Below are 18,947 nucleotides of genomic sequence, written 5' to 3'. Positions count from 1 at the left end.
TTATTTAGCTCTTAAGGTAGTTAATTTAATTGCTCAAAAAAGAAAAGAAAGCTCAGGAATAAAAAGAATAGCTTTTATTATAAACTCACTAAAGCATGATGAAGAAATAAAATTCCTTAGAGAAATATACAATAAAAATTTCTATCAAATATCACTATATGAATCAAAAGAAATTCGTGAAGATGTTTTAATAAATGGAATAGGTATGACATCAGAACAGGCAATAAAACTCATGGAAAGAGATGAAGGGGAAAATAATGATTATGGTCAACACACGCGAGATGCCTTTCATTTAGCTGATTATTTTATAAAATTTGATAATAAAACAAATGAACATATAAAAAATTCATGCAAAAGGTTTTTAAATTTGATATTTGGACATCCTTATATTACTCCAACAGCTAATGAGTTCTCAATGTATATGGCATATATTTCAAGTTTGAGATCTGCTGACTTATCTCGACAAGTTGGTGCTGTAATTAGCAAGGATAGAAATATCATAGCTACAGGCGCAAACGATATTCCTAAATTTGGTGGTGGCCAGTACTGGCCTGAATACAATGAAAAAAATGGTGAAATATATGATATAGAATATGGTAGAGACTATCAAATTGGATTTGATTCCAATCAAATTGAAAAACAGAAAATTATAAACGAAATATCAGAAAAAATAATTCATGAATTTAATTCATTTTTTAATGAGGAAAATAAACAACACAAGGAAAATAAGATAAAACTTAGGGATATCGTATCTAAGAGTTCATTGAAAGATATTACTGAGTATGGAAGAGTAGTTCATGCTGAAATGGATGCAATTTTATCTTGTGGGAGAACAAATAACTCTACTGTAGGAACATCAATTTTTGTTACTACTTTTCCATGTCATAATTGTGCAAAACATATTGTAGCAGCAGGAATCAAGGAAGTATTTTTTATAGAACCTTATCCTAAGAGTAAAGCTCTAGAATTGTGGAAAGATTCAATGACATTAAAAAACCATAAAACGGAACCAAATAAATTAAACTTTACTCCATTTGTTGGAGTTGGACCTCGTAGTTTTCTTGATTTATTCTCTATATCACAAGGTTATGGTAGTGAAATCATTAGAAAAGACAAGGGAAAAGTTATTGAATGGAAGCCTAAAAATGCGGTATTAAGACTACAATCAAACATATATTCTTTATCGGAAATAGAGAAAGATATACAAAAAAAATTAAAAGAATTAGAAGAAAAATAAAAAGGCAGCCTGAAAACCTTTCAGGCTGCCTTCCTTATTATCAAGCCAGCTTCGCGCCGACCCAATCTTTCACACTCTCAATCATCGCGGGCAGTTTCTCCACATCGCTGCCGCCTGCCTGTGCCAAATCCGGTCTGCCGCCGCCTTTGCCGCCGACTTGTTCGGCTGCAAATTTAACCAGATCGCCTGCTTTGACTTTGCCAGTCAAGGCTTTGGATACACCTGCGCACAGGGAAACTTTGCCGTCGTTGACTGCGGCGAGCAATACGATGGCTTGTTCTGATTTGCCGGTCAAGTCGGTCACGATTTCGCGCAGGGCTGCGGCATCGGCTTCGATTTGGGCGGCAACGAGTTTGGCTGCGCCCAGGTCTTTTGCATCGTCCAAGAGTTTGGCGCCTGCGTGGACGGCGAGTTCGGCTTTGGCGCGTGCCAATTCTTTTTCCAATGCTTTGGCGTGTGCCGCGCCTGCTTGGATTTTCGCCAGTACGTCTTTTTCGGTTTGGGCTTTGGTTTCGGCAATAATGTCTTTCACCAAACGCTCTTGTTCTTGCGCCCATTTGAGTGCGTTCAGGCCGGTGATGGCTTCGATACGGCGTACGCCTGCGGCAATACCGCCTTCGCTGATGATTTTGAAGAGGCCGATGTCGCCGGTGCGTGAAACGTGTGTACCGCCGCACAATTCGGTAGAGAAACCGCCCATTTGCAGTACGCGTACTTCGTCGCCGTATTTTTCGCCGAAGAGCATCATGGCGCCGGTTTTTTGGGCATCTTCCATGCTCATAATGGCTGCATTGACGGCAACGTTGGCCAAAATGGCTTCGTTGACGCGGCGTTCTACTTCGGCGATTTCTTCGGCAGTTACCGCTTGAGGATGGGAAATGTCGAAACGGGTGGATTCGGCGGTAACCAAAGAGCCTTTTTGTTCAACGTGTTCGCCCAATACATCGCGCAGGGCTTTGTGCATCAAGTGGGTTGCGCTGTGGTTGCGCATATTGGCATTGCGGATTTCGTCATCCACTTTGGCGGTAACGCTGTCGCCGACTTTCAGACGGCCTGACGTTTGTACGCCGAATTGGCCGAATACGGCCGCTTTGATTTTTTGGGTATCGTGTACTTCAAAGCGGTTTTCGCCTGCGAAGATATAGCCGACGTCGCCGACTTGACCGCCGGATTCTGCATAGAACGGGGTAAAGTCGATTACGATGGCACCTTCGTCGCCTTCGTTCAATTCATTAACTTGCTCGCCGTCTTTGTAGAGGGCGAGGACTTTAGATTCGGTTTGGCGTTCGCTATAACCTTTAAACTCGGTATCCTGGCCTTCGTAAGGCAGTTGAGCGTTGGCTTTGAAGCTTTGTGCGGCGCGTGCGCGTGTGCGTTGGGCTTCCATCTCACGCTCGAAGCCTGCTTCGTCCAGTTCGATGCCCAGTTCGCGCGCCATGTCGGCGGTTAGGTCGTAGGGGAAACCGTAGGTGTCGTAGAGTTTGAAGATGTGTTCGCCGCCGATAACGAGTTTGCTGTTGGCGATGTTGTCCATCAAGTAGGTATTCAAGGCTTCGGCAAACGGTTTTTTCGCGTCGGGAATATGGGCGGTTTCCAAAGCAGCCTGCAAATCGATATACATGCCTTCGTTCAGGCTGCCTGAAACTCGAGGACGGATAACGATTTGCTTTTTGCTCGGAGCAACACGGGAAGCGGCGGTAAATTCCACACCATCTGCGGTTTTCAATGTCAGAGGTTTGCCTACACCGTCTTGCGGCAACAAGCTTTCCAGTTTCAGGAATTTCATGCCGTTGAGCACTTGGTTGAACAAGCCCATGCCTTTTTCCAGCGTTTCGCCGAAGCGGCTTTCTTCCGCGCGCAAGGCTTCCATAATCTGTGTCTGTTTCTCTTTCAACTCAGGATACGCGGCGCCCATTTCTTTCACCAAATCGGGCACGAGTTTGTAGAAAAACGCCTGTTTCTGGCCTAGTTTGTAACCGTGGCGCACGGCGCGGCGGATGATGCGGCGCAATACGTAGCCGCGGCCTTCGTTGGAAGGCAAGACACCGTCTGCAATCAGGAAGGAGCAGGATCGGATGTGGTCGGCGATGACTTTCAGGCTTGGTTCTTCCATGCTGAAAGGTGCGCCGGTTTCGCGGGCAACGGCTTTGAGCAGGTCTTGGAACAAGTCGATTTCGTAGTTGCTGTGAACATGCTGCATGACGGCGGCCATGCGCTCCAAGCCCATGCCGGTATCGACGGAAGGCTTAGGCAGTGGATTCATATTGCCTTGTTCGTCGCGGTTGAACTGCATAAATACGCAGTTCCAAATTTCAATCCAGCGGTCGCCGTCTTCTTCAGGGCTGCCCGGAATGCCGCCCCAGATTTCTTCGCCGTGGTCGTAGAAAATTTCGGAGCAAGGGCCGCAAGGGCCGGTGTCGCCCATTTGCCAGAAGTTGTCGGATGCGTATTTCGCACCTTTGTTGTCGCCGATGCGGACGATGCGTTCGGCAGGCATACCGATTTCGTTCAACCAGATGTTGTAGGCTTCGTCGTCTTCTGCGTAAACGGTCGCCAAGAGTTTGTCTTTAGGGATGTTCAACCATTCGGGGGAAGTCAGAAATTCCCAAGCGAAGTGGATCGCGTCGCGTTTGAAGTAGTCGCCGAAGGAGAAGTTGCCCATCATTTCAAAGAAGGTGTGGTGACGGGCGGTGTAGCCTACGTTTTCCAAGTCGTTGTGTTTGCCGCCTGCACGTACGCATTTTTGCGCGGTAGTGGCGCGGTTGTAGGGGCGTTTGTCAAAGCCGAGGAATACGTCTTTAAATTGGTTCATACCTGCGTTGGTAAACAGCAGGGTTGGGTCGTCGTGTGGCACGAGCGAGGAGGAGCGGACGATGGTGTGGCCTTTAGATTCGAAAAATTTCAGGAATTTTTGGCGTAGTTCGGTGGTTTTCATAATGTCTCGATAAATTTTTTACAAGGGTTTCAGACGGCCCGGACGGCGCGTTGCGATTAAAAACGAATGGGCGTTATCTTACCGCAAAACCATATTTCAAGCTATCGGCAGAAAGGTTTTAAGTTGGTTGCAATCCGTCTTTCAGACGGCCTCAAGCGGGACGATATCTTTTAACAATGAAGCCTATCCGCTCGGGCTTGCCTGCTTTATAATGCCTCTCTATTTTCAACCGGATACGCAAGGAATGATAATGACCAAACATCTGCCCCTCATCGTACTGACTGCGCTGGCACTTGCCGGCTGCGGCGGCTCGGACAAAACTTCTGCCGACAAGGCACAAACCGATAATCAAAAGGTATTGAGCATTTACAACTGGTCGGAATATGTTGATCCCGAGACGGTTGCCGCGTTTGAGAAAAAACACGGTATCACAGTAACTTACGATGTATATGACAGCGATGAAACGCTGGAGAGCAAGGTGTTGACCGGTAAGTCGGGTTACGACATCGTAGGTCCTTCCAATGCGTTTGTCGGTAGGCAGATTAAGGCAGGTGCGTATCAGAAAATCGACAAATCCCTGATTCCCAACTATAAAAACTTGAATCCTCAGTTGATGAAACTGATGGAAGGCGTTGATCCGAACCACGAATATGCCGTTCCGTTTTATTGGGGTACTAACACCTTCGCTATCAATACCGAGCGTGTGAAAAAGGCTTTGGGCACGGATCAGCTGCCGGACAATCAATGGGATTTGGTGTTTAACCCCGAATACACGTCCAAACTCAAGCAATGCGGCATCAGCTATTTGGACAGCGCAGCAGAGATTTATCCTATGGTATTGAACTATATGGGTAAAAATCCAAACAGTAGCGAAACGGCGGATATTAAGGCGGCTACGGAAGTCTTGAAGAAAAACCGTCCATATATCAAGCGTTTTACTTCGTCCGGTTTTATCGATGATTTGGCGCGCGGCGATACTTGCGTAACGATTGGTTTTGGAGGCGATTTGAACATTGCCAAACGCCGTGCCGAAGAAGCGGGTGGCAAGGAAAAAATCCGTGTGATGATGCCGAAAGAAGGCGTGGGGATTTGGGTGGATTCGTTTGTGATTCCGAAAGATGCCAAACATGTGGCCAATGCCCATGCGTATATCAATGATTTCTTAGATCCTGAAGTTGCGGCGAAAAACGGCAATTTTGTTACTTATGCGCCGTCCAGTAAACCGGCTCAAGAGCTGATGGATGAAGAGTTTAGAAACGACAATACGATTTTCCCGACCGATGAGGATTTGAAAAACAGCTTTATCATGGTGCCTATCCAGCCGGCGGCGTTGAAATTTATGGTCCGTCAATGGCAAAGCGTGAAAGCAGGGACATAAGCTGATTTGAACATATTAAGGCCGTCTGAATGGTGTAACCGAAATCCTTGATTTCGTTTTACGGCTGTTCAGACGGCCTTTGGTTTGTATCAGATTGGCTTGGGTAAGGTTTAAAAAACAAAGGGCGTGTTTATCAATCACGCCCTTTGTGTTTGCTTCAGACGGCCTTAGAATTTCACGCCTTTATGCAGGGCAACGATGCCTGCGCTCATGTTGTGGTAATCCACGCTGTCGAAGCCTGCATCCAGCATCATTTGCTTCAAGGTTTCTTGGTCGGGGTGCATACGGATGGACTCAGCGAGGTATTGGTAGCTGTCGGCATCTTTGGCAATCAGTTTGCCCATAATCGGCAACAGTTTGAAAGAGTAGAGGTCGTATACGCCTTCCAAAGGTTTGTACACTTTGGAGAATTCCAACACCAGCAGGGTGCCTCCCGGTTTCAATACGCGGTACATTTCTTTCAGCGCGGCATCTTTGTGCGTCATGTTGCGCAGGCCGAATGCGACGGAAACCAGATTGAAATAGTTGTCGGGGAACGGCAATTTTTCAGCGTCTGCCAACGATACGGGCAGAATCATGCCTTCGTTGAGCAAGCGGTCGCGGCCGACCGTCAGCATGGAGGAGTTGATGTCTGTCAGCCAAACTTCGCCTTCTTTGCCCACACGTTTCGCCCAGCCTCGGGACAAATCGCCTGTACCGCCGGCGATGTCCAATACTTTGTCGCCTTTTTTCAGGCGGGCAGTATTGATGGTGAAATGTTTCCAAACACGGTGCAGACCGCCGGACATTACGTCATTCATAATGTCGTAGTTTTTTGCCACGGAGTGGAAGACTTCGGCAACTTTGCCTGCTTTTTCGTCTTCGTCAACGGTAGAGAAGCCGAAATGGGTTTTGTGGTCGCTCATAGTGTCTGCCTTCTTAAAATAATACGGATTCAGATATCGAATACGTCGAAATCGCCAACCACTTTCGACGCGGGAAATATTGTTTGTGCCTGCTGCTCCAGCATCAGATGTTGCTCTTCTTCGGTATAACGTGCGCTGATGTGGGTCAGGTAAAGTTGTTTCACATTGGCTTGCAAAGCCAGCTTGGCGGCATCGGATACGGTCGAATGGAACACTCGTTCCGCTGTCTCTTCATCGCCTGCGGCAAAGGTTGCTTCATGCACCAAAACGTCTGCGTTTTGTGCGGCGCGCACTGCACGCGGACAGGCTTTGGTATCGCCGAAGATAGCCGCTACCCGTCCTTTTTTAGGCGGGGAGGAACGCTTTGCCGTCAATGATTCTGCCGTCATCCAATGTCGGCTTCGCCTTTTTTCAGACGGCCTTTCCGCCGCAACCGCCGCTACCGCAGGAATGTGTGCGTTTGGGTTTCAAATCTTCGGCACTTGGTGTTCTAGACGCGCCGGCCTTTTCGAGGCGGTCGAGATAGTCTTGCCAAAGTGCGTCTTGATTGTGCGCCAGTCGGTAGAGATAGTCCCAATCGTAAAGGCCGCTGTCGTGGCCGTCTGAAAAAGTAATTTTCAAGGCGTATTGGCCGACAGGGTCTAAATCGGTAATGCTGACTTCGGCTTTGCCTGTTTGCAAAACATCTTGACCGGCACCGTGTCCGCGCACTTCCGCGCTGGGCGAGTACACGCGCAGGTATTCGGCAGGAAGGCTCTTGGCACCGTCAACATAGACCAAAGTCAGTACGCGTCGCTCTTGCTGGAGGCGGATTTCTTGTGGAATTTTATCGGCTTGGGTCATGTCATGCTCCGTTCTTTTTACGCAAATAGGCAACGCGTACAGAAAAAATACCGCCAAGTACGGCAAACAGCACGATTGCGTAGAGTGAAAACCGTATCAGGCTCACTTGCGTGCCCGCCGTCAGTCCCAAAGGCAGCAACATCACGGCAACGAACAGTAAAAACGCGGCCAACATGGCGGCAATGCTGGCAAAGGCATAGCGGGTATTGGCTGCTGTTTGCGGATGTTTGGTCATGTTAGATAGCTTGCCGTAGGGTGGTGAGGCGGTATTTTATCAGCTTTTTGGTGCTTCATGCCGTCTGAAAACGGCTTTATTTCCATAAATAAAGTGTAATGGCGCGCCTGTCTTCGCCTTCGGGCATTAAGCGGATGCTGCTGCCTTTGCTTCCGTTGACACGGATAATGATGCCGCCGGCCTGTCGTTCGATAATGTCGATTTGGGTGTCGCGGTTCATGCGGTAGTTGTAGCGTTCGCATTGCTTCAAGCACCAAAAATCCTGCCAATGGATAAAATATTTTTGTCCGGATTCGATGGCCAGCGTTTCGCCGCCTTTGACGATGAAGTAAGGGTAATCGGGTTTTTGCGTGCTGAATGTCCATTCGGCTGTTTTGTCTTTTCCGTTTTGACGGTATTCGAACACGGCACGGTAGTCGGTGTCGTATTCCAATGGCTGTAAAGGAAACAGCGCAAATTGGCGTTCGGTCAGGAGGCGGTTTGGGTCATTATCTTTATCTAAGATTTTGACGTCTCTGATTTCTTTTGTGCCCTGATACAGTTTGAACGAACGCATTTTGACCGGAGGCGATTGTTCTGAGAAGGCGATGCTGACCGGATTGCCGGTCATTTCATAATGCGGCATAGGGTCGGGACGTTCGCCATGGAAAACCGGCGAGGCAAAATTGCCTTGCGGATAGGTGATGTAAGGCCGGAATTTGCGGTTGGAGATTTCATCAGCATAAACAATGGCATGGCCATGACAGGCATCTTGATAAAACGAACGGCTGAGGTTGGATAGGGGGCGGTTTTTTTGGCAGAGGCTGTTGAATCTGCTGTCGCCTTGATTGATGCTGAGCGCGATTTGTTTGCCTTGCGATTCAAATGCCGCTCCGGCCTCGTCGATATTTTGATCGAGCAAGGAGAGGCGGTGGTAAATCGCCGTCATCAGATTGTCCAGCTGATGTTGGGCAGGTAGATGGTCGTTGATTTTTTCGTTTGGCGGGTGCTGGCCGGTACTGACGTTTTCATGCACGCCTTTATAGGCATAACCGGCTTTGCGCGTGCGGTCTGATGGGCGTGGGCCTGTATAAAAGGGATTGCGCGTATTGTGTTCGTCATGTCCGTCGTCAGGGTTTTGCAGTAGATAGCGGGCATGATTGCGCGCGGCGCGTTCGAGTGTGGCTGAGTGCGCCAGTGCGGGCAGATTGGCTGAGGAGCGGAGGAAATTTAAATACGCCAAGGCGTCAAAATCGGCAACGGCAGTACGATTTTGCGGCGGTCGGGCGTAAATGAGCTGGTCTTCGGAATAGCGATGGGTTTCGTAGTATTGGAATATGCCGAGGGCGACGGCAAAACCACCCAGCCAGTAAAGAATGTGTTTCATTATATGTGCTGCGTTCAGACGGCCTTGAGCTGCGGCTCTTTCCCCTTGAAACTCATGCCGTTAAATGATTATTTTGATAGCGGCTTGACTTGGAATGCTTCAGGGTGGGATTTGAAATATTCGACAGCGATAAATCCGCCACCAATAATAATCAACAGGGCAATGGCCATGCCGATCATCGCTAAAATGAATTTGTCCATATGTGTCCGTTTGAATGAAGGCCGTCTGAAACACTTGAAAGCGTTCAGACGGCCTTAAAGTCAGGTTAATTAACGTTCGATTTGCGATACGTCGCGTACTGCGCCTTTGTCGGCAGAAGTCGCCATCGCGCCGTAGGCACGCAGGGCTGCGGAGACGTAGCGGTCGCGGTTTTCCGGTTTCCACGCTTTGCTGCCGCGTGCTTCCATTTCGGCACGGCGTGCGGCAAGCTCTTCATCGGAAATGACAAGGTGGATGCTGCGGTTTGGAATGTCGATTTCGATGGTGTCGCCTTCGTGTACCAAACCGATTGCGCCGCCTTCTGCCGCTTCAGGCGAAGCGTGGCCGATTGACAAGCCGGAAGTACCACCGGAGAAGCGGCCGTCAGTCAGGAGGGCGCAGGCTTTGCCCAAACCTTTGGATTTCAGGTAAGAAGTCGGGTACAGCATTTCTTGCATGCCCGGGCCGCCTTTAGGGCCTTCGTAGCGGATGATGACGATATCGCCAGCCACGATTTGGTTGCCCAAAATGCCTTCTACTGCATCTTCTTGGCTTTCAAATACGCGGGCGCGACCGGTAAATTTGAGGATGCTCTCGTCCACGCCTGCGGTTTTCACTACGCAACCGCGTTCTGCGATGTTGCCGAACAATACTGCCAAGCCACCATCTTGCGAGTAGGCATGTTCGACATCGCGGATACAGCCTTTTTCGCGGTCGAGATCGAGGGTTTTCCACATACGGTTTTGCGAGAACGCCTGAGTAGTGCGCACGCCGCCGGGAGCTGCTTTGAAACGCTCGATGGCATGGGTGTTTTCAGGGTTGGTCACGTCCCATTTTTCAATCGCGTCTTTCAGTGTCGGCGCGTGGATGGTGTACACGTCGGTGTGCAGTTTTCCTGCTTTGTCCAATTCTTTCAGGATGGCGAAGATGCCACCGGCGCGGTGCACGTCTTCCATATAGTAGTCGTGATTGTTTGGCGCGGTTTTGCAGATGCAAGGTACAACGCGGCTTAAGCGGTCGATGTCTGCCATTTTGAAATCGACACCGGCTTCGTTGGCGACGGCCAACAGGTGCAAAATGGTATTGGTAGAGCCACCCATGGCGATGTCCATGGTCATGGCGTTTTCAAATGCTTTTTTAGTGGCAATGCTGCGCGGCAATACGGTTTCGTCGTCTTGTTCGTAGTAGCGTTTGGTGATTTCGACAATCATGCGGCCTGCTTCGAGGAACAATTCTTTGCGGCCTGCGTGGGTCGCCAAGTATGAACCGTTGCCCGGCAGGGAAAGGCCGAGTGCTTCAGTCAGGCAGTTCATGGAGTTGGCGGTAAACATGCCGGAGCAGGAGCCGCAAGTCGGGCAGGCGTTTTGCTCGACTTCTTTGACTTGTTTGTCGCTGATATTGTCGTCAGCCGATTCGATCATAGCGTCGATCAAGTCCAAACGGCGTTCGGGTTGAATATTGGCCACGCCGATAACTTTACCGGCTTCCATCGGGCCGCCGGAAACGAAGATGGTCGGAATGTTCAGGCGCATGGCGGCAATCAGCATGCCCGGGGTAATTTTGTCGCAGTTGGAAATGCACACCAGCGCGTCGGCGCAGTGGGCGTTGACCATGTATTCGATGGAGTCGGCAATCAGGTCGCGGCTGGGCAGGGAGTAGAGCATACCGCTGTGACCCATGGCGATACCGTCGTCAATGGCGATGGTGTTGAATTCTTTGGCAATGCCGCCGGCTTTTTCGATTTCACGGGCAACCAGTTGGCCCATATTGTGCAGGTGCACATGGCCTGGGACGAATTGGGTGAAGGAGTTGGCAATGGCGATAATCGGTTTGCCGAAGTCGGTTTCCATTACGCCGGTCGCACGCCACAATGCGCGCGCGCCTGCCATATTGCGGCCGTGGGTAGAGGTTTTGGAGCGGTATTCAGGCATTTTTGTTCCTTTGTTTTATGCTGAGGCCGTCTGAAATAGGCTGGTTGGTTGGCGGCCCGTTGTAGAAATAACTGGCTATTTTATACCAATTACGAGCGATGAAGCACGCTATTTTGTAATAAAACTAAACTGTATTTGCTTCACCTGAATTTGCTGTCCTCTCGTTCAGACGGCCTGAAGTTTTCTTAGGATAAAACGCTGTCTTTCTCAGTTGCAAAAGATGTTAGCATCAAAAAGTGATATGATAGGGAACTTCTCACATTTCTAAGGATAAGACGATGAAAAAAATCATGTTTGCATTGTGTTCGGCCATGTTGGCTTCTGCTGCGTCTGCCGCTGTTTATAAAGTGGACGAATTTCATGCCAATGCCCGCTTTGCCATCGACCATTTCAACACCAGCACCAACGTCGGCGGTATTTATGGTTTGACCGGCAATTTGGAATTTGATCGTGCCAAACGCCAAGGCTCTATCGATATCGTATTGCCTTTGTCCAAACTGCAAACCGGTTCTGATCACTTTACCCAACATTTGAAATCTGCCGATATTTTCAATGCAGACAAATACCCTGAAATCCGTTTTGTATCCACCAAATTCAATTTCAACGGCAAAAAACTGCTTTCCGTTGACGGCAATCTGACCATGAACGGCAAAACTGCGCCGGTAAAACTCAAAGCCGATAAATTCAACTGCTACCAAAGCCCGATGTTAAAAGCAGAAGTATGCGGCGGCGACTTCAGTACCACCATCGACCGTACCAAATGGGGCTTGGATTATTTAGTGAGTGCCGGTATGAGCAAAAAAGTAAACATCAATATCCAAATCGAAGCAGCCAAACAATAATCCTGCTTGATTTCAAAATAAAGGCCGTCTGAACAGGTAAGGCAGAAATCGTTGATTTCGTTTATCCCTGTTCAGACGGCCTTATGATTAAAGACGTTTAGGATTCTTTATTTTTATCGGCTTTGGCTGCCCAATAAGTTGCCAGGAGCGAGCCGGAGATATTGTGCCACACGCTGAACAATGCGCTGGGAACGGCAACAACCGGAGCGGCGGCAAAGTGTGCGGCGGCAAGCGCGGCGCCTAAGCCTGAGTTTTGCATACCGACTTCGATGGCCAGCGTTTTTTGTGCATCATAAGGCAGGCCGGTCCATTTGGCGGCAAAGAAGCCGAGCAGATAGCCGATGCCGTTGTGAAGTACGACAACGGCAAAAATCAACAGGCCGCTTTCAATAATCTTGCCTTTGCTGGCACCGACAACCGCGCCGATAATCAGTACAATGGCGGCAACGGAAACCAGTGGCAGCGCGTCGGTCAGTTTTTCAGTTTTGTTGCCCAAGACTTTATGGACAATCAAGCCCAAAACGATGGGGAACAAAACCATTTTGACGATGGACATCAACATACTGCCCGCTTGTATTTCCAGCATTTCACCGGCAAGCATCAGGAAGATAGCGGGGGTAAGCAATGGAGAAATCAGAGTAGAAACCGATGTAACGGCAACCGACAAAGCCACATTGCCGCGCGCCAGATAAGTCATTACATTGGAAGCCGTACCGCCCGGGCAGCAGCCGACCAAAATCACACCGACCGCGATTTCGGCAGGCAGGTTCAACAGCTTGGCCAGCAGATAGGCGGTTGCAGGCATGATGGCGAATTGGGCAATCACACCGATGATGACGGCTTTGGGGCGTTTAAACAAAATATCGAAGTCGGAAGGTTTGAGCGTCAAGCCCATACCGAACATGATGATGCCCAGAAGCCAAGGAATGTAAGGGCCGACCCATTTGAAGGTATCGGGTGCGAAAAAAGCGATACCGGCAAAGAGCGCAGCCCAAAGGGAAAATGTTTTTCCAATAAAGTTGCTGATTTTATTGAAGATACTCATGATAATATGTTGTGAAGTTGTTTTTAAGGGAAGTCAAGGATACACGCCTTAACCTTAATTTGCAAAATGACTTAAAAATAAACCAGGCCGTCTGAAAATAAGGATTGATTTTCAGACGGCCTGCAATTTGTATTTATGATATAGACAGCATTATTCTTTTGATAAAATATTGCGCAGCCATCGGGCGGCAGGTGCGATTTCTCCGGCGAGCATCCCGGTTTCGATTTGGCCGCTGTGTTTGATGACATCGGCCGCTGCACCATGCAGCCATACGCCTGCGCAGGCGGCTTGGAATGTCGGAATGCCTTGTGCCAGCAGGCTGCCGATAATGCCGCTCAAGACATCGCCGCTGCCGGCGGTGGCCAAACCGGCATTGCCGCTGGTGTTGGTATAGACTATGCCGTCTGCCGTGGCCACCAATGTATGATGGCCTTTCAATACGACGGTTGCGCCATATTTACGGCTGATTTCGGTTACGGCTTTTTGCCTGTCGGCTTGAACTGATTGGGTATCGGTACCGAGTAGGCGTGCAGCTTCTGCCGGATGAGGTGTTAGGACGATATGTTTGTACGATTTGAGGCGTTCGGCCAATTCGGAAGAACGGGCAAGCAGTGTCAAAGCATCGGCATCGAGCAATAAAGGCTGGTCGTGGTGTGTCGACAGGATTTGGGGCAGCAGCTGCTCTGATAATCCGTCCAAACCAAAGCCGCAGCCGATTACGCGTGCGCCGACATCGTTGCGCTCCATCAGTTGGGTTACAGTGGCGAGCATGATTTCAGGGCGTTCGGGAATGATGGCAAAGGGCAGCGTGGCTTGGTTGAAACCCGCCCAAACCTTGCCGCACCCTTGATACATGGCGGCTGTGGCTGCCAAAACCACCGCACCGCTCATTCCTGTTGCGCCTCCGATAATGGCAAGTGTGCCGTATGTGCCTTTGTGCGATTCTTGGATGCGGGGGCGGAATACGTCAGGAAATGCTAAGGCCGTCTGAAAAGCTTGAAGCGATTCGGGAAGCGTGTAGATGGGCTGCATGGCGTAACCTTCCAAGATAAGAAATTTAATTTTAAATCAGAAAGTAAAAGGTAATGAAGCAAAAAATAAAAGTTTGGGACGCACCTACGCGCCTGTTCCATTGGCTCTTGGTGTTATTGATGGGATTCATGTGGTACAGCGCAACCCAAGGCGGCGATATGCTGGTATGGCACTTGCGCGGCGGTTTGTTTATGCTGGCTTTGGTGGTTTTCCGCTTGTGTTGGGGGATTTGGGGCAGCGATACGGCAAAATTCAGCCGATTTGTGCGCCCGTTTTCCGAAATCCGCCGCTATACGCAAGGCCAGATGTCTGAAGACGAATTGGTCGGCCACAATCCTTTGGGCGCGCTGATGGTCATTGCTTTATTGGCCGCCCTGGTTTTTCAGACGGCCACAGGCTTATTTGCCGCCGATGAAAATACGTTTACCAATTCCGGCTTTTTAAATTATTTGGTCAGCGAACACGCCGGTACGCTGGTGCGAAAAATCCATGTCAATTTCTTTAATGTCTTAGCTGTTTTGGTGGGCGTACATATTGCAGCTGTTTTGCTGTATCGCTTTGTGAAAAAACAGGATTTGATTACGCCGATGATTAACGGCTTTAAAACCATCGATGTCCAGCAGCCTAAATTGGCCGGAATGGGGCAACTGCTTGCCGCTTTGTCGGTGGCGATTGTTTTAGTGTGTGCAGTATGGATGTTGCGCGGTTGATGTTTTAAGGCTGATACCTAAAACAAACCGACCCCGATAGCTGAAATGGCTGTCAGGGTCGGTTTATTTTTAGGGTTTAAAAGATGATGTTCAGACGGCCTTAACGCAGCGCAAGATGCTGTGGCCGCGGCCGATGCCGTCTGAAACTTCCGCTACTTTCAATCCGGCTTTTTCAACGCAACGGATCAAGTCTTCAGAGTGGAAGATTTTGCTGTTGCCGTTGGCCATGGCAGTGAAATACAGGCTGGTCATGGTCAGGCAGTAGGCGGCGGTTTCGTAGCGTTGTCTGTCCCAGAAAGGCTCCATGATGTAGAGGCTGGTGTTTTCGCTCATGGATGCAGCGGCGCGTTGAAGAATGCTGGTGGCTTGTTCCTCGGTGAAACAGTCTAGGAATTGGCTCATCCAAATCGCGTCAAAACCGGTTGGGAACGGAATCTCAGGATCAAGCAGGTTGGCCGGATGGGCGTGGATACGGTCCGCGCCGTTTTTGCCTTTAGTCGCTTCGCGCATCAAGCCGATTTGTTGCGGCAGATCCATGATGGTTACTTCGACTTCGGCATTGTGGTTGACACATTGCTCCGCCCAGCGGCCGGTATTGCCGCCGACATCAAGCAGTTTTTTAACCGGCTTGGCGAACACGGTGTTCAGTGCTTCGGCGAAGGAGTTGTCGGAATAATAATGGTCGAATGCAAACCATTTTTCCTGCGCGATGCTTGGCAATGAAGACAGGCCTTCGTAAATGGTCGGCCAGTCGCCGAATACTTTCAGGCCTTCGGGTTTGCCCGTTTGCAGGGTTTTTTCCAAGTCAAACATGCCTTGGTAGCAGATTTCTTGCGTGAAATCCATATTGACGCGGGCCATTTTGTCTTTGAGGACAAACCAACCGGCCTTGCTGATGAAATAGCGGTTGTCGCGAGTCAAGACAGTGCCGATAGACAGTGAAGCTTCCAGCAGGACTTGTGCCGCGTAGTTGCTGATTTTCGCTTTTTCAGCAATTTCGGCTTGAGTGAGGCCGTCTGGATGGTCGTTCAGCAAGTCCAGAATGCCAAATTTCACCATCAGGCGGGAAACTTGGAACACAATCGGTGCAAAAGCGATTTCTTGAGCCAGACGTTGAGCCTCGCCTGCGGACTGGTGTTCGTGGGAATAGCGTTGTTCTAGGGCAGGGAAGAGTTGCATATTGTTGGTTTTCCACTAAAAAGTTAATAAGTATATTCAGACGGCCTCAAACACAATCCGTCCTGATGCACACGGATGCTCTCCGTTGTTGATTTTAAAGCTCAGTTTATTTTTACCTTCATCGTATTTCAGCTCCACCGACACTTCATCGTGAGGACGGATAAACTGCTGATATTTTAGATTTTCGATGCGGATGATACGCTGTTTACTCCATGGCTTGGGCGCGATCAGATTGCGCACCCATTGCAGCTCGACCACGCCTGGAACCAGCGGGAAGGTGGCAAAATGGCCGCCGAAATAAACCAAATCCAAAGGCACGCGCCCGATAAAAGTTTCGATATTGGTTTCATCGTCAGATGATGTTTTTGACCAAACGGGCGATGTCTGGGCGACGGTAAAGGCCGTCTGAAAATCCGCCGCGGCGATTTTGGCTTGGGCATTGCGCGGCAGGCTGTCGGTAAAACGCCAGTAGCGCGGCAGGGCGATGGTGTCCTGCGTGGCGGCCAGATGGCGTTTGAGCGTATCAGCAACCGCGGCACGGCCTTTCTCGCGTAAGGCGGCGATACCGTCTGCGTTCAATGCCGCCCATATGGCAATGCGTTGATGCTGCGGATGGCGGCCGCAGTGGGCGTCGGCAATCCAAGGGTGTTGTAAAAGTTCGTGTTCGATTTGGGTCAGCGACACGCGTTTGTCCTCAAATTTAATAATGCGGTCTTGGCGACCGAGTAACAGAAAACCGTCATCTTGCGGCTCGATCAAATCGGCGGTTTGGCGGGGTTCGGGCGACCAAGGCGAAGAAGCCCACAGTGCGCCTTCTTCGTTTTGCCCGATTTCCACGCCTTCGAAAGGCTGCCATTCTTGGCGTTCGCAACGTGAGGCAATCACGCCGGTTTCGGTACTACCATAAACTTCAAACGGGCGTACGGCAGCCTGTTGCAGCAAATCCGCCGTGGCTGCGGGCAACGCACCGCCGGCCGAGACAATGCCTGTAATTTTATGGCCGATACTCTGCCAGTTGCGGTTTTTGCCCAAGCGGTTGAGCACGGCCGGACTGGCAATCCAAACCACTTTATCGTGTGCGGCCGTGCTGGAAAGCAGGTTTTCCGGATAAACCGCCTGCTGTCGCTCCATAGTCCAACCCATTGTCAGTGCGAGTGCGAAGCGGAACGTGAAGCCGTAAAGATGTTGCGGAATTACGCTGCCGATCACGGTTTCACTGTGTTGTCCAAATGGCAGCGTATTTGCCAAAGTCAGAGCTTCTGCCTGCATTTGCGCGGCGGTTTTCACAATAATCTGCGCTTCACCGCTGGAACCTGATGTTTTCAGCCATGCTCCGGCATGGTCGGGAATCAGATGGTTTTCAGGATAAGTATTCAGCCCTTCCAATTCTGTTTGAGTTAATACATCAGGCAAGTGCCAGATATTCAGGCCGTCTGAAGACAGCTTTTTATCTGTTGAATCCGTTAAAAACGCTTCTGCCGTTTTTCCCCACTCCAAATTGTCTTGCGCCAAATTGGGTAGCAATAAAACTTTTCCGCCAGAATGCCACACTGCCAACACGGCACAGGCAAACAGCGCGGCATCGTCAAACCATAACGCGGCAGTTTGCACGCCTGCCTGTTTCAGACGGCCTGACAGATGAAAAACCGTACGGTTGAAATCAGCACGCGTCCAATTCGGATGCGTGGCGATAAGGTCGTGTTGGGGCAGGTCGGGGGATAGAATTTGGGTTAGGTGCATGATGGTTCTAAGGTTTTATAATTTTGATGTATTTGCCTTGGTATCTTCTTTGAATTGGGCCAAGCATTCATCGTATTGTTTGTTTGTCGTTTGGCATACTAATTCGTAATCATTTGCCTGCCACTCTTCCAATGAATGGCTTTCACTTCTTTTGAAGCAATGGAGTAGCCGATCGGTTTTGCCGCTTTGTCCGTCTAAAAAAAGGCTGACTTCATTGTTCAGAAAGAATCGGTCTCGTTTATTGAATTTTTCATAAACCAAATAGAAACGGCCCGGTTGGACAAATAGTTTTTTATTGGCACTATTGCCTTTAAATGACCGTTTTGCCGCCCAATCGCGAACTTTTGGGGAGAATTGTTCAAAAACAGGATTCGCAAAATTCGGTTTAATGGGCTTCCCGCTTAAACTGTTTTTGCCCAGCAGGTCAGGGCCTTCATATGCAATATGACCGCTACTACCGGCAAGAATGAATAATGCAAAAGTTGCTGTAAATACGGCTGTTTGTGCAGCTCTTGCTTTTACCGTATTGGATTTCCGAATAATCATCAAATTCATGCTGCTGGTTGTGGTATCGTCAGAATAACGATTGTGTATTCGGTCAATGACGGTCAGGTTTCCCGAGCGCGTTTTGATGGTGTGGCTGGCAACTTCCGTATAATTTTTCTTGTATTCGGCTTCTGCCTTTTCTTCAGGGGATAAAGGCGTTTTAGATGTCGAAGAACATGCGGTAAATGTGAAGGAAATCAGGGTGAGTAGGATAATTTTTTTCATTATGGTTATTCGTCTAATTGATGAAATATTTTTAATGGATTAAACCTTCAAAACCAATTTCCGATAAATCCACTCTCCGGCAAATAAGATTCCCATTAACACATAAGACACGATGCCTGTATAAGCCGCCCACCAGTCGTAATATTGCAAGCCAGCCAAAATGGCGGCGGTTGCGCCGTTGAAAATGAAGAAGGCGCACCAGATTTGCGTAACACGACGGGTATGCAGCACACCTTCGGGCGGCAGGTCGGGGTGTTGCAGTCGGGCGAGGCGTTCGGTAACCGTTTGTTTGGCAAACAGGCTGCCGCCGAAAACGGCAAGCATCAGCGCGTTGACGGCAACGGGATACCAATACATCGAGTCGGGCCGTCTGAAAACCAGTATCGCCGCAAAAAAAGCAGCAAGGATAATCGCCGTAATGCGTTGGGCTGTGGTTTGCGGCATGGCGGCGCGTATCAGCCACAGGATGCACATGGCGGCGGCAAGCCAGAAAAACGCGCCGTTTTCCCTGCCGTAATACCATAGGAGCGGATAGGCGAGGCTGGCGAGGGTCAGTAGGAGTTTTCCCAGTGTTTTCATAATGGTGTTCGGTTTCAGACG

18 protein-coding genes are annotated in these 18,947 nt (G+C 49.5%); 4 read left to right on the top strand and 14 right to left on the bottom strand.

Annotation, left to right across the window (positions count from 1 at the left end; genetic code table 11):
- A partial coding sequence (locus tag ACTHTJ_RS07225) for an anti-phage dCTP deaminase (protein WP_440362661.1) occupies positions 1 to 1,237 on the top strand: 1,237 nt, incomplete at its 5' end.
- Positions 1,238 to 1,277: 40 nt separating this feature from the next.
- On the opposite strand, the gene alaS is transcribed toward ACTHTJ_RS07225, so the two are convergent.
- The gene (gene alaS / locus ACTHTJ_RS07220) at positions 1,278 to 4,172 is read right to left on the bottom strand and encodes an alanine--tRNA ligase (protein ID WP_440360866.1); all 2,895 of its coding nucleotides are present in this window, start codon (positions 4,170 to 4,172) and stop codon (positions 1,278 to 1,280) included.
- A gap of 250 nt (positions 4,173 to 4,422) precedes the next feature.
- Between alaS and ACTHTJ_RS07215 the strand changes: the two genes are divergently transcribed.
- On the top strand, positions 4,423 to 5,550 hold the full coding sequence (locus ACTHTJ_RS07215) for a polyamine ABC transporter substrate-binding protein (RefSeq protein WP_440360865.1): 1,128 nt from the start codon (positions 4,423 to 4,425) through the stop codon (positions 5,548 to 5,550).
- Between the two features lie 167 nt (positions 5,551 to 5,717).
- On the opposite strand, the gene ubiE is transcribed toward ACTHTJ_RS07215, so the two are convergent.
- From ubiE to ilvD, 7 genes are all read right to left on the bottom strand, one after another.
- The gene (ubiE, locus tag ACTHTJ_RS07210; RefSeq protein ID WP_004519946.1) at positions 5,718 to 6,455 is read right to left on the bottom strand and encodes a bifunctional demethylmenaquinone methyltransferase/2-methoxy-6-polyprenyl-1,4-benzoquinol methylase UbiE; all 738 of its coding nucleotides are present in this window, start codon (positions 6,453 to 6,455) and stop codon (positions 5,718 to 5,720) included.
- Between the two features lie 29 nt (positions 6,456 to 6,484).
- Positions 6,485 to 6,844, bottom strand: coding sequence for an MBL fold metallo-hydrolase (locus tag ACTHTJ_RS07205; RefSeq protein WP_070585673.1), 360 nt, complete (start codon positions 6,842 to 6,844; stop codon positions 6,485 to 6,487).
- Positions 6,845 to 6,866: 22 nt separating this feature from the next.
- Positions 6,867 to 7,298, bottom strand: a complete 432-nt coding sequence (locus ACTHTJ_RS07200; protein WP_049344227.1) for a gamma-butyrobetaine hydroxylase-like domain-containing protein — start codon at positions 7,296 to 7,298, stop codon at positions 6,867 to 6,869.
- A 1-nt stretch (position 7,299) separates the two neighbouring features.
- Complete coding sequence (locus tag ACTHTJ_RS07195; RefSeq protein WP_070585675.1) at positions 7,300 to 7,533, bottom strand: cytochrome b6; 234 nt, start codon at positions 7,531 to 7,533, stop codon at positions 7,300 to 7,302.
- A gap of 76 nt (positions 7,534 to 7,609) precedes the next feature.
- Positions 7,610 to 8,899 carry a CAP domain-containing protein gene (locus ACTHTJ_RS07190; protein ID WP_070585676.1) on the bottom strand — a complete coding sequence of 430 codons (1,290 nt, stop codon included), beginning with the start codon at positions 8,897 to 8,899 and terminating at the stop codon, positions 7,610 to 7,612.
- Between the two features lie 68 nt (positions 8,900 to 8,967).
- Positions 8,968 to 9,099 carry a hypothetical protein gene (locus tag ACTHTJ_RS07185; RefSeq protein ID WP_256388404.1) on the bottom strand — a complete coding sequence of 44 codons (132 nt, stop codon included), beginning with the start codon at positions 9,097 to 9,099 and terminating at the stop codon, positions 8,968 to 8,970.
- Between the two features lie 69 nt (positions 9,100 to 9,168).
- Entirely contained in the window at positions 9,169 to 11,028 is a 1,860-nt protein-coding gene (gene ilvD / locus ACTHTJ_RS07180) for a dihydroxy-acid dehydratase (RefSeq protein ID WP_070585677.1), read from the bottom strand.
- A 278-nt stretch (positions 11,029 to 11,306) separates the two neighbouring features.
- On the opposite strand from ilvD, the gene ACTHTJ_RS07175 reads away from it, so the two are divergent.
- A complete protein-coding gene (locus tag ACTHTJ_RS07175; RefSeq protein WP_070585678.1) occupies positions 11,307 to 11,870 on the top strand; it encodes a YceI family protein in 564 nt (187 codons plus the stop codon).
- Positions 11,871 to 11,967: 97 nt separating this feature from the next.
- Here ACTHTJ_RS07175 and ACTHTJ_RS07170 read toward each other — a convergent pair whose 3' ends face one another.
- Both ACTHTJ_RS07170 and ACTHTJ_RS07165 read right to left on the bottom strand, forming a co-directional pair.
- Positions 11,968 to 12,915 (bottom strand): bile acid:sodium symporter family protein, encoded by a 948-nt coding sequence (locus ACTHTJ_RS07170; RefSeq protein ID WP_070585679.1) that lies wholly within the window; start codon positions 12,913 to 12,915, stop codon positions 11,968 to 11,970.
- A 150-nt stretch (positions 12,916 to 13,065) separates the two neighbouring features.
- Positions 13,066 to 13,947 carry an NAD(P)H-hydrate dehydratase gene (locus ACTHTJ_RS07165; RefSeq protein WP_070585680.1) on the bottom strand — a complete coding sequence of 294 codons (882 nt, stop codon included), beginning with the start codon at positions 13,945 to 13,947 and terminating at the stop codon, positions 13,066 to 13,068.
- A gap of 53 nt (positions 13,948 to 14,000) precedes the next feature.
- On the opposite strand from ACTHTJ_RS07165, the gene ACTHTJ_RS07160 reads away from it, so the two are divergent.
- Positions 14,001 to 14,657, top strand: coding sequence for a cytochrome b/b6 domain-containing protein (locus ACTHTJ_RS07160; protein WP_070645950.1), 657 nt, complete (start codon positions 14,001 to 14,003; stop codon positions 14,655 to 14,657).
- Positions 14,658 to 14,747: 90 nt separating this feature from the next.
- Here ACTHTJ_RS07160 and ACTHTJ_RS07155 read toward each other — a convergent pair whose 3' ends face one another.
- Genes ACTHTJ_RS07155 through ACTHTJ_RS07140 form a run of 4 tightly spaced genes read right to left on the bottom strand, consistent with a single transcriptional unit; the run spans position 14,748 to position 18,926 of the window.
- Positions 14,748 to 15,836, bottom strand: a complete 1,089-nt coding sequence (locus ACTHTJ_RS07155) for a methyltransferase (protein ID WP_070585683.1) — start codon at positions 15,834 to 15,836, stop codon at positions 14,748 to 14,750.
- A gap of 36 nt (positions 15,837 to 15,872) precedes the next feature.
- Positions 15,873 to 17,576, bottom strand: coding sequence for an AMP-binding protein (locus ACTHTJ_RS07150; protein ID WP_070585684.1), 1,704 nt, complete (start codon positions 17,574 to 17,576; stop codon positions 15,873 to 15,875).
- Positions 17,577 to 17,591: 15 nt separating this feature from the next.
- A complete protein-coding gene (locus tag ACTHTJ_RS07145; RefSeq protein WP_070585685.1) occupies positions 17,592 to 18,347 on the bottom strand; it encodes a hypothetical protein in 756 nt (251 codons plus the stop codon).
- 39 nt (positions 18,348 to 18,386) lie between these two features.
- A complete protein-coding gene (locus ACTHTJ_RS07140) occupies positions 18,387 to 18,926 on the bottom strand; it encodes a hypothetical protein (protein WP_070585686.1) in 540 nt (179 codons plus the stop codon).
- Between the last annotated feature and the right edge of the window lie 21 nt (positions 18,927 to 18,947).

Origin of the sequence: Neisseria sp. P0018.S001, from assembly GCF_051957355.1 — a bacterium.
GTDB classification, from domain to species: domain Bacteria; phylum Pseudomonadota; class Gammaproteobacteria; order Burkholderiales; family Neisseriaceae; genus Neisseria; species Neisseria subflava_A.
This window is presented reverse-complemented; position numbering and strand designations above follow the sequence as displayed.